The 11470-nt window shown below is 66.3% G+C and carries 4 protein-coding genes; all 4 read left to right on the top strand.

Going from position 1 to position 11470, the window contains the following annotated elements:
* The first annotated feature begins 244 nt into the window (after positions 1–244).
* Entirely contained in the window at positions 245–3844 is a 3600-nt protein-coding gene (locus IQ279_RS27070; protein ID WP_241028834.1) for a laminin G domain-containing protein, read from the top strand.
* A 239-nt stretch (positions 3845–4083) separates the two neighbouring features.
* Positions 4084–10455, top strand: coding sequence for an RHS repeat domain-containing protein (locus IQ279_RS27065; protein WP_206351964.1), 6372 nt, complete (start codon positions 4084–4086; stop codon positions 10453–10455).
* Positions 10456–10457: 2 nt separating this feature from the next.
* The gene (locus tag IQ279_RS27060) at positions 10458–10937 is read left to right on the top strand and encodes a hypothetical protein (RefSeq protein ID WP_206351962.1); all 480 of its coding nucleotides are present in this window, start codon (positions 10458–10460) and stop codon (positions 10935–10937) included.
* A 90-nt stretch (positions 10938–11027) separates the two neighbouring features.
* On the top strand, positions 11028–11470 hold a 443-nt coding region (locus IQ279_RS27055), incomplete at its 3' end, for a transposase family protein (RefSeq protein ID WP_206351961.1).

The following is an 11470-nucleotide window of genomic DNA, read 5'->3' as shown; positions in this document are numbered from 1 at the left end:
ATAGGTTGAGGGCGAACCCGTTGAGTGGCGATGGTGGCCGCGACCTTGATCGCAAAGCGTTACTCACCTTGACGTGTCCATATACGCACCGTGTAAGGTCTCCCGGTCTTTGAAGATCTTGTAGAGCTGGGGTGGGCCTGTGGTGGGGATGAAGCGAGACCGTCGTGCCGTGAACACGGCACGACGGTCTCGAAGACGGATACTCGAGGCCGCTGGGGTCACGCTCGCGGTAGCGCTGTCATCGATGGCGCCGATCTCGCTGGCCCAGGCCACCACGGTGACGGAGGATTCCCCGGCGCTGTCGGAAGGCCAGCAGGCCCTGGCGGAGGCGCAGCAGAGCGGCCAGCGGGTGGAGGTCACCAGCGAGCGGTCCGAGCGCACGACGGTGTTCGCCAACCCCGACGGGTTCACCTTCACCCTGGAGGAATCCTCGGTGCCGGTGCGGGTGGCCACGCCGGACGGCGGATGGCAGGCGCCGGACCCGACGCTGGAGGCCCGGGCGGACGGCACCGTGGGGCCGAAGGCATCGGCCGCGGAGATGGTCTTCTCCGGCGGCGGCGACAATGACCCTCTGGCCAAGATCACCAACCGGGGGCGGTCGCTGGAACTGGGCTGGCCCGGGAACCTGCCGGAACCGGAACTGGACGGCACCAGCGCCCTGTACCGCGAGGTCCTGCCGGACGTCGATCTGCAGGTGACCGCCTCCACCGAGGGTTTCAGGCACCTTCTACTGGTCAAGACCCCCGAGGCGGCCGCCAGCCCGGAACTGGAACGCATCGACTACACCCTTGAGACCAGCGAGCTGACAGTCCGGGAAGGGTCCGCAGGGAACCTGGCTGCCGTCGACGCGGACGGCAAAACGGTCTTCAGAGCGCCGCCCGCCCAGATGTGGGACTCCGCCGGAGCCGCCGGTGAGCAGCAGACCACCCCCTCGGGAGCCGCGCTGCAGAGCGCGGCCACGACGGAGGGCTCGGTCGACGCGGCGTCGAGTGGTGAGGCCGAGCCGGGGCCGGGTGACACGGTGACCCGGATGGATGTCGAGGTCACCCAGGACACCCTCACCGTGGTGCCGGACCCCGAGATGCTGACCGCCACTGCCCCTGAAGCCTTCCCCCTCTACATCGACCCGACGGTGACCTGGGGCGAGTCCGAGCGCACCCTGCTGCGCAACGACGGCTACGAGTCCTACGGCTGGGGCAACGGCAGCGACGGCATGGGCAAGGGAGTGGGCAAGTGCGGCTCCTGGAACGGCTACTACTGCGGACCGGGCTACGTGCAGCGCCTGTACTTCGAGTTCTCCCCGGCCAGTCTGAAGGGCAAGAAGGTCCTGGACGCCACCTTCCGCGTCACCGAGCCGTGGGCGTTCCAGTGCGATCCGCGCTGGGTGGACCTGGTGCGCACCAAGGACAACATCTCCTCCTCCACCACTTGGGCCTCCCGCCCGATGGGCTGGGACCTGATGGTCGACCGCTACGTGTCCGCCGGCCGCGGCTCACTGTGCGATCCGGACTCCCCGGACGCGCCGATCGAGTTCAACGACAACCCGGACGAGTCGAACGAGAACCTCACCCCCACCGTGCGGGACTTCGCCGCCGGCAAGTTCTCCCGCCTCACCTTGATGATCAAAGCCCACGACGAGACCGACACCTCGGCCTGGAAGCGGTTCAAGAACGACGCCGTCCTCGCCGTCGACTACGTCGGCCTGCCGGCCAAGCCCACCAACATCGGCGTGGCCAGCGGCTCGGGCACGGTGTGCGAGAAGGACGCCTCCGACCCGGCCGTCATCTCCGACCCCACACCCGCCCTGAAGGCCACGACCCAGACCGCCTCGGGCGGGGAGAACGAAGCACAGCTGCGGATCTACTTCGACATCGACCACCAGAACGGTGACGGCACCTGGTCCGACACCCCGCCCGTCGGCATCAGCCAGTTGAGCCCGTCCACCGGATACGTGGGCGACAATCGCGCACTAACCAGGTCGTGGTCGACGCTGACCGAGGGCACGCTCTACCGGTACCGGGCCTGGGTCCGCTCGTACTACAACAGCGGGAACAGCTACCTCTCCGGGCCGTCCAACGCCTCGACCACCGGCTGGTGCTACTTCACCGTCGACCCGACCGCCCCGAAACCACCCACGGTCGCCATCGGCTCCCCGTACACCGAGTGCACCCCCAACGACTGCGCCGCGCACGGCGGCCCCGGAGTCGAAACGACCCTGACGTTCGGCCCCGCCGAGGGAGACTCCAACACCGCCTACCAGTACAAGATCAGCGCGGAGGGCACCTGGTCGGCGAAGCTGAACGGCGCGACCGCCTCACCAAAGATCACACCAACCCGTTCGGGGACCTACCGGGTCTACGTAAAGGCATTTGACGAACTGGGCCGCGATGGCGAGACCAACGTCGTCGACTTCCTGGTCAAAGCGGGTGATGCCCCGGTGGGCCGCTGGCACTTCGACGAAGCCAGCGGAGCGGCCGTCGATTCCGGCACAGGCGGCGGCGCGGCACAGCACGACGCCACCCTCTACGGCGGCGCGGCGCGTGACGACCGCGGGCGCCGCGGAGTCATCACCCACGATACTGACGGCGTACCGCTGGAGACCCCGGTCACCGACCGAGGGCTCGCGCTGAACGGCACCAGCGCCTATGCGGCGACCGCCGGCCCAGTACTGGAGACGCGGTCAGGGTACACGTTCTCTACTTGGGTTCGGCTGGACGACAAAGACGCCACAGGCGTGATCTTGTCCCAAGACGGCCAAAACTACAGCCCCTTTGTTCTCACATACGAAAAGCCCTATGACACCTGGTACTTCGGAGTGAAGGAGAAAGACGAGGACACGGGGAGTGCGTACTGGGGTAAAGCGGCGCTGAAACCTGCCACGGTGGGAGCTTGGACGCACCTGGCAGGCACTTACAACCCTGCTGACAATAAACTGAAGCTATACGTTAACGGTCAGTTGCAGGGAACCGCTTCTTCGGCCGGATCATGGTCATCAAACGGCGGTCTTCAGATCGGTCGCTACAAGTGGGCGGGAAACTACCAAAAATTTTTCTCCGGCTCCATTGACGAGGTCACCGTCTGGCAGCGAGTTCTGTCAGACGAGGAGATCGCCGACGATGCGCGGCTGATGATCTCCAAGGGGCACGCGGGGGTGGAACTGGTGGCGCACTGGGATCCGTCCACCGGCAGCGGCACCACCGTGGCGGACACCACCTCCGGCTACGGCAGGAGCCTGGCGCTGACCGGCGGGGCCTTGCTGGACGGTGAGGCGATCGTGCTGGACGGTGTGGACGACGCGGCCTCGGCCACGGGCCCGCTGGTGGACGACACCGGTTCGTTCACGGTGACCACCAAGGTGGAACTGGACGGCGCCGACATCCTGGCCAAGCCGGTGGGCTACATCGGCCAGGTGCTGGGACAGCGCACCGCCGACGGATCGGCGTGGGGCCTGTGGTACCAGCTGACCGACAAGAAAACGGTGCTCGACGAGGAGACCTTCGAAGAGCACACCGTTCCGGTCGGCAACTGGCACTTCGGCCGGCTCAACACCGACGGCACCTTCAGCTCCGTGCCCTCCGCCGAGGCGGCCGCACTGGACAGCGAGGTTCGGTTGACGGGCATCTTCGACGCGCAGGCCGGCCAGATCAGCCTCTACCTCGGCTACAACCAGAACAGAGATGCGCGGGAGTTCACCGCCAAGGTCGGCTCAGGCGACTTCGTGGTCGGCCGGGGCTTCACCAGCGGTACCTGGCAGCACCACCTGCCGGGCCGGATCACCGATGTGCGGCTGTGGGCCGGCGCGATGGCCGGCCACGGGCAGATGGAAGCCCGCGTAGGCGATTGACGCACCGCATCGGTGTGGGCGGCGCGGTCGGCGCCGCCCACACCGATGCCGTATGCCGTGACCGCACCGGCCACGGCATACCTCCCCCCCTCTTCCCGCGAGACAGGACGGAAAGAACAGCTGTGTTTTTTGGCATAAAAAACTCTAAGAGACCCTTGTGGAGGCGGAAGCCTCCCAGGGCGCGGTCTGTGGCGACGGTGGTGTCGCTGGCCTTGGTGGTGCCGCTCGGGTTGGCACCGATGGCCGAGGCGAAGGAGGGTGGGCTCGGCCGCCCCGACCTTCCCGAGCAGCGCGTGGCCAAGGTCAAGGAAGTCACCGGCCTGGGCGCGAAGAAGGCACGGGAGAAGGCCGCCAAGGCCAAGGCGGCCAATGCCAAGCAGGCCAAACGCGCCCAAGCCGAACAGAAGGCGTCATGGCCCAAACCCGGCAAGGCGACAGTGCCTATCGCCGTGGGCAAGCCGGGCAAGACCTCTCCCGGAGGCCTGCCGGTGACCGTGAGCCCACAGGCCAAGGCTAAGGCCAAGCCCCAAGGGCCAGCCGAGGCCCGTGTCACGGTGCTGGACCAGAAGACCGCCCGGAAAGCCGGAGTCACCGGGGTGCTGCTGACCGCCGAGGCGGACGCGGCGGGCCGGGCGAAGGTGAGCATCGACTACAGCGCCTTTGCCAGCGCCATCGGCGGCGGCTGGGCACAGCGGCTGCGCCTGGTACAGCTGCCCGCCTGCGCGCTGACCACACCGCAGAAGGCGAAGTGCCGCACCCAGACTCCGCTGAAATCCGACAACGACATCACCGCCCAGGCTGTCTCCGCCCAGGTCACCCTCGCCGAGAACGACAGCGGTCTGTCCCCGCAGGGCACCGACGGCGCCTCGTCGGCGACCGTGCTCGCTCTCACTGCGGCGGCCGCAGGCTCGGGCGAGTCCCCTTCGGGGACTGGTGACTACTCGGCGACCGAACTGTCGGAGTCCTCCTCATGGGAGGCCGGCGGCAGCTCTGGCGCCTTCACCTGGTCCCATAACTTCACGCTGCCGCCCGCGGCAGCCGGCCCCACCCCGTCACTGTCTCTGTCCTACGACTCGGGCAGCATCGATGGCCGTACCGCCACGACCAACAATCAGGGCACGGCGGTGGGTGAGGGCTTCTCCCTGACCGAGTCCTACATCGAGCGCTCCTACGTCAGCTGCGAGGAGGACGGCCATGCGGACGTTCTCGACCGGTGCTGGAAGTACGACAACGCCCGTCTGGTCCTCAACGGCAAGTCCAACCGCTTGGTGAAGGACACCGACTCCGGCACCTGGCGGCTGGAGGGGGACGACGCCTCGAAGGTCACCCGCTCCACTGGCGCCGACAACGGGGACGACAGCGGCGAGCACTGGACGGTCGTCACCGGCGACGGAACCCGTTACGTCTTCGGCCTGGACAAGCTCGACGGCGCCACCGACCAGCGCACCCACTCCACCTGGACCGTCCCGGTCTTCGGCGACGACTCCGGCGAGCCCGGCTACTCCAAGGGCAGCACCTTCGCTGGCCGGTCGCTGACCCAGGCCTGGCGGTGGAACCTGGACTATGTCGAGGACATCCATGGCAACGCCGCCACCTACTGGTATGCCAAGGAGACCAACCACTACCGCAAGAACAACTCCACCAACGCCGACGCCTCCTACACCCGCGGCGGCTACCTGAAGGAGATCAAGTACGGGCTGCGCAAGGGCGAGCTGTTCACCGACGACGCCGATGCGAAGGTCACCTTCTCCTATGCCGAGCGGTGCACCGCCGCCGACTGTGCGTCACTGACGCAGGACACCGCCGACAACTGGCCGGACGTCCCCTTCGACTCGATCTGCTCCGACGGCGACACCGATTGCGATGCGGTCGGACCATCGTTCTTCACGCGTAAGCGCCTGACCGGCGTCCACACTCACTCCTGGTCGGCGGCTTCGGCGAAGTACGAGCCGGTGGACTCCTGGACTCTGACCCAGAAGTACCTCGACGGCGGTGACATCGGCGACAGCAGCGACCACGTGCTGACCCTGACGTCGATCAAGCGCACCGGGAAGGCCAGCACCGACGCCATCGAGCTGAGCCCGATCTCGTTCACCTACCAGATGCGCCCCAACAGGGTGGACGCCACCGATGACATCCTGCCGCTGACCCGCCCGCGCATTGCCACCGTCACATCGGAGACCGGCGCCATCACCGAGGTCACCCTCTCCTCGCCCGAGTGCGTGCGCAGCGAGGTCATCGGTGCGGCTGAGGACACCAACACCCGTTCCTGCTATCCGCAGTACTGGAACATCAACGGCTCCTCGGACGCTTCGGTGGACTGGTTCCACAAGTACCGGGTCCTGGCCGTGGTCGTCTCCGACCCCACCGGGCACAACGAGGCCGTCGAGTACGCCTACACCTACAGCGGCGCGGCCTGGCACTACAGCGATGACCCGCTGACCCCGCAGGACGAGCGGACCTGGTCGGACTGGCGCGGCTACCGGAAGGTGACCGCCCACACCGGAGCAGCGGGAGGAACGCGCTCCAAGACCGTCTCGCTGTACCTGCAGGGCATGGACGGGGACAAGCGCAAGGACGGCACCACCCGCTCGGTCACCCTCGCCCCGCTGGCCTCGCCCGACCTGGGCGCCGCCACCATCACCGACGGTGCCCCCTATGCCGGGCGGTTGCGGCAGCAGGTCGTCTACGACAGTGCCACCGCGATCAGCGCAACCGTCCACGACCCATGGTCGGACGAGACCGCCCGCCAAGACGCGCCCGGCGCCGGCGACCACATCGCCCGCTACGTGCGCACGAAGAAGACCACCACCTACACCTACCTGACCGCCTCCCAGACCTGGCGCTCCCGGGCAGTGACCACGGGCTTCGACGATTACGGCATGCCCGTCAGGGTCAGTGACTCCGGCGAGCTGGGCAAGGGCGGGGACGAGACCTGCACCCGCACCTGGTACGCCCGCAACGAGGACAAAGGCCTGACCAGCCTGGTTTCCCGCACCCGCACCGTCGGCCGCTCCTGCTCGACCACCGACACCAGCCTGAACCTGCCGGCCACCTCGGCCACCCGCGGTGATGTCCTGAACGACGCTGCCATCGTCTACGACGATCCCCAGGCCACCGGCTGGAGCGCGGACCAGACGCCGGCCAAGGGCGCGCCCACCTGGGCCGGCCGGGCCACCGGCTACGCCGCCACCGCCGACCTCGCCGGCGAGCGTCTCCCGACCGGCTGGCAGACAGTCGGTACCACGTCCTATGACGCCCTCGGCCGTCCGGTATCGGTTACCGACGCCGCCGGTAAGTCCACCACCACCGCCTATACCCCTGCCGAGGCCGGTCCGCTGACCAGGACCATCGTCACCAACCCCCTGGGACACCGCACCGTCAGTTTCCTCGACGCCCGACGCGGAGTGCCGCTGCGCACCTACGACGCGAACTCGAAGAAAACCGAACAGAGCTACGACGCCCTTGGCCGCCTGACCCAGGTGTGGCTGCCCAACCGCGTCAGCAGCATCGACAACCCGAACCACAAGTTCGCCTACCACCTCTCCAGCACCGAACCGTCCTGGGTGTCGACCTCAGCGCTGAAGAGAGACGGGGACACCTACAACACCAGCTACGCGCTCTACGACGCATTGCTGCGCCCGCTGCAGTCCCAGTCCCCGACCCCGGACGGCGGGCGGCTGCTGACCGACACCCGCTACAACACCCGCGGCCTGGCCTACGAGAACTACGCCGACATCTTCGACACCACCAGCACCCCCAACGGCACCTACACCCGCGCCGAGTACGGCGATGCCCCCCGCCAGACCGAGACCGTCTTCGACGGCGCCGGACGGCCGACCACCAGCACCCTGTACGTCGGCGGGGTGGAGAAGTGGTCGATCACCACCAGCTACACCGGTGACTCCACCGCCACCACCGCCCTGGACGGCGGCTCGGCGCAGCGAACCATAACCGACGCCCGCGGGCGTACTGTGGAGACCCGCGAGTACGCTGGCGAGGCTCCGGCCGATGCCGACTACGGCACCGGTCCCAGCCTGCCGTATGCCTCGGTGAAGTTCACTCACACCCTGGACGATCAGCAGAAGAGCATCACCGGCCCCGACGGTGCCCGGTGGTCTTATGGCTATGACCTGTTCGGTCGCCAGGTCAGTGCCGACGACCCGGACAAGGGCGAAACCACCACCGTCTACGACCTCCTCGACCGGGCCGTCAAAACCACCGATGCCCGCGGCAAGAGCGTCCTGACCGCCTACGACGACCTCGGGCGGACCACCGGCACCTGGGCCGGGGAGAAGACCGATGCCAACCAGCTGACCTCCCGTACCTACGACACCGTCCTGAAGGGACAGCCCGCTTCTTCCACCCGCTACGTGGGCGGCGTGAACGGTCAGGCCTACACCAAAAAGGTCACCACCTACGACAGCCTCTACCGCCCCACGGCCGCAGCCCTGGAACTGCCTGATACCGATCCCTTCGTCCAGGCCGGCGCACCCGCCACGCTGGAGTACGCCAGCTACTACAACCTCGATGGCACCCTCCAGAACACTAGGGAGCCCGCCCTCGGCGGCCTGCCCTCGGAGATCATCGGCTACGAGTACAACGACCTGGGCGGCGTCACCTCCATCGGCGGCGCCACCGGCTATCTCCTGGACGTCGACTACTCCGCCCTCGGCCAGGCCCAGCAACTCACCCTCGGCACTGCCAGCGTCGAGGGACACAAGAAGACCTACATCACCAACACCTTCGAGGAGGGCACCGGCCGGCTCACCCGCAGCCACGTCACGGACCAGACCCACCCGTACATGCTGCAGGACCTCAACTACGCCTTCGACGACGCCGGCAACGTCACCTCCATCACCGACCCCACCACCCTGGGCGGCACCGGAGCAGCCGAGACCCAGTGCTTCGCCTACGACGGCCACCGCCGCCTGACCCAAGCCTGGACCCCCGCCTCCCAGAACTGCGCCGACCCCCGCAGTGCCGACAGCCTCTCCGGACCGGCCCCCTACTGGACCAGCTACACCTACAACGACGCCGGCCAGCGCGCCAGCGAAACCGTCCACAAGACCACCGGCGACACCACCACCACCTACTGCTACACCGGCGACCAACCCCACACCCTGACCAGCACCACCACCGGTGCCGACTGCACCAACCCGAATCGCACCTACACCTACGACGCCACTGGCAACACCCGCACCCGCCCCGGCGAGGCCGCCGCCCAGGACCTCACCTGGTCCAGCGAAGGCCGACTCACCCAACTCACCGAGGACGCCACCTCCACCGACTACCTCTACGACGCCGACGGCACCCTCCTCATCCGCGACACCGAGGACGGCGAGCGGGTGCTGTACGCCGGAGCCACCGAACTCCACCTCCGCGCCGACGGCACCACCTGGGCCCAGCGCCACTACGCAGCCGGCGACCTGACCGTCGCCGTCCGCACCAACGCCTCCGGCACCAACAAACTCACCTACCTCATCAGCGACCACCACAACACCTCCAGCCTGGCCATCACACCTGGCACCCAGGAATTCACCAAGCGCTACACATCCCCCTTCGGAGCCGAACGCGGCACCCCCACCGGAGGCACCTGGCCCGACGACAAGGGATTCCTCGGCAAAACCGACGACGCCACCACCGGCCTCACCCACATCGGCGCCCGCCAATACGACCCAGACATCGGCCAGTTCATCAGCGTCGACCCCCTCCTGGAAACCGACAAGGCCCAAACCCTCAACGGCTACAGCTACAGCATCAACAACCCCCTCACTTTCTCGGACCCCACTGGACTCGGGCTCGACTGCGGCGGAGGCAAAGAGGCATGTCCCGACGACGGTGACCCTATGCCCGAGCCTGACCACCACGGCGGAAACGGAAAAACCCTCGGGAACGCACCAACCCCCACGAGAAACCACCCATGCAACAGCAATTGCGGCGGCGGAAATTCCTCCTCTAATGCTGATGTGACTTGGTTCGAAGCCCTGCAAATCCCTGGCCCCGAACCGGATGGTTTCGAGCAGGCTTTCAGTCGTGCCTACAAGGCCATCTCGGCAAATCGCGCTTACGCGGGTCTAGCCCCTATCCAGCATGCGGCTATAGCAGGGAGTGATGTTTGTTACGCTGTACTGGAGTGCACTAGAGAGCAGCGCGCTTTCTTTACTTTTGAACTCTTTAACTCTCCCCCTGGATTTGTTGAATCCCTAGTGGGGCATGATGGCGGAGGCATCACGGCTGGCCCTACTGTAGGGGCGGGTATAGCCGGGGCCGGCGCAAGGACTGCAGGATCATACAAGAGGTGGCGCGTCGGTGACGACTACTCTCTCCCTGGTAGAAACGGAAAGCCTCCAACGCTCTCGACCATGCGGAAGCGGTTCTGGAAGAATGAGGCTGCAGAGCCGGATGCAGCGGATCAGTGGGGAGCAGCAAACGTGGCTCGCATGAAGCGTGGTTCAGCTCCGCAGCGTATGACACCAGACGGCACCAAGGAATCTATGGAGTTGAGCCACGAGCCGATACCGAACCGAGATGGCGGAATGCTGTTGACGCCGCGTTGGCCCAAAGAACATGCACTCCGTGACCCATACCGCCAACTGAAAAAGAGGTAATGATGAGCGAGGAAAACTTTCCCCGATTGGATGAATTGTTTCGCGCATCGGAGGGGAAGCCTGTCAATGTCGGCGGACGAACCGTTCGAATGGCGTACGAAATTCCAATTGAAGAGGGGGGGAGTTCTGGGTTTATTTTCGTTCGGAACTTTAAGTGCGAACCAGTGCAGGGGATTTGTCTGGAAGTCAAGGGGGGTGAACTGGAGGTCAACGGCGTGCGCCACTCCGGAATTGTCCTCTGGATGGATTCAGCTCCTAGGGAAGTTGATTTTCGGGTCACTGGAAGAGGGGAAGCAGGTCTTTCTGTATGGAATTGTTGGCGTGGTCGATTCGGTGAAAGAGAGGCATGGCTCGGCAGTGCGGGGCTTGTCTGTGAAACCCGCGGCCGCGGCCGTTATAAATTCTCCTGTAGTGATGGGCCGGGGGTGATGGAATTCAATGCAGTTGAATTTGACGTCACCCTCCATGAGGGTGCGGAGTAGGTCTTATTGAACCGTTTTCATCCTGCCCTGTAGGCATGATGATGCAGGTCAGCTGGGTGGTGTGACGAGGCGAGGCTCCTGGTCGTTGCGATGGTGTTCTCTACGCACCACGCTTTGTCCGAGGAGCCTCGCTTGGTCCCGTATCGAGCCACGCTCGGCGTCCCGCATGAGCTGGTCGAGCACGTCTCGTGGCTGATCTATGCCCGAAGGCGTGAACGCGGCACGCGGTGGCGCAAGCCGGGCTGTTTCCACCAGGCTCTGCTGGCGCTGGTGCACCTGCGCAAGAACGAGACGCTGGTCCAGCTCGCGGCGGGGTTCGGGATCTCCACCGCGACCGCCTGGCGGTACGTGGACGAGACTCTCGAGGTTCTGGCCTCCTGGGTGCCCGGCCTGCAGGAGGCACTCGTCGGCCTGGGCGAAGGAGACTTCGTCATCGTCGACGGCACGCTCATCCCCATCGACCGCATCGCCGCGGACGAGCCGTACTACTCCCACAAACACCGGAAGCACGGCATGAACGTCCAGGTCGTCGC

The sequence above is a fragment of the Streptomyces verrucosisporus genome, assembly GCF_017114865.1.
Lineage (GTDB): Bacteria > Actinomycetota > Actinomycetes > Streptomycetales > Streptomycetaceae > Streptomyces > Streptomyces fenghuangensis.
This window is presented reverse-complemented; position numbering and strand designations above follow the sequence as displayed.

Excerpts from the sequence above, each read along its gene's own strand:
- IQ279_RS27070 (WP_241028834.1), top strand. The coding sequence starts at position 245 with ATGGCGCCGATCTCGCTGGCCCAGGCCACCACGGTGACGGAGGATTCC.
- IQ279_RS27065 (WP_206351964.1), top strand. The coding sequence starts at position 4,084 with ATGGCCGAGGCGAAGGAGGGTGGGCTCGGCCGCCCCGACCTTCCCGAG.
- IQ279_RS27060 (WP_206351962.1), top strand. The coding sequence starts at position 10,458 with ATGAGCGAGGAAAACTTTCCCCGATTGGATGAATTGTTTCGCGCATCG.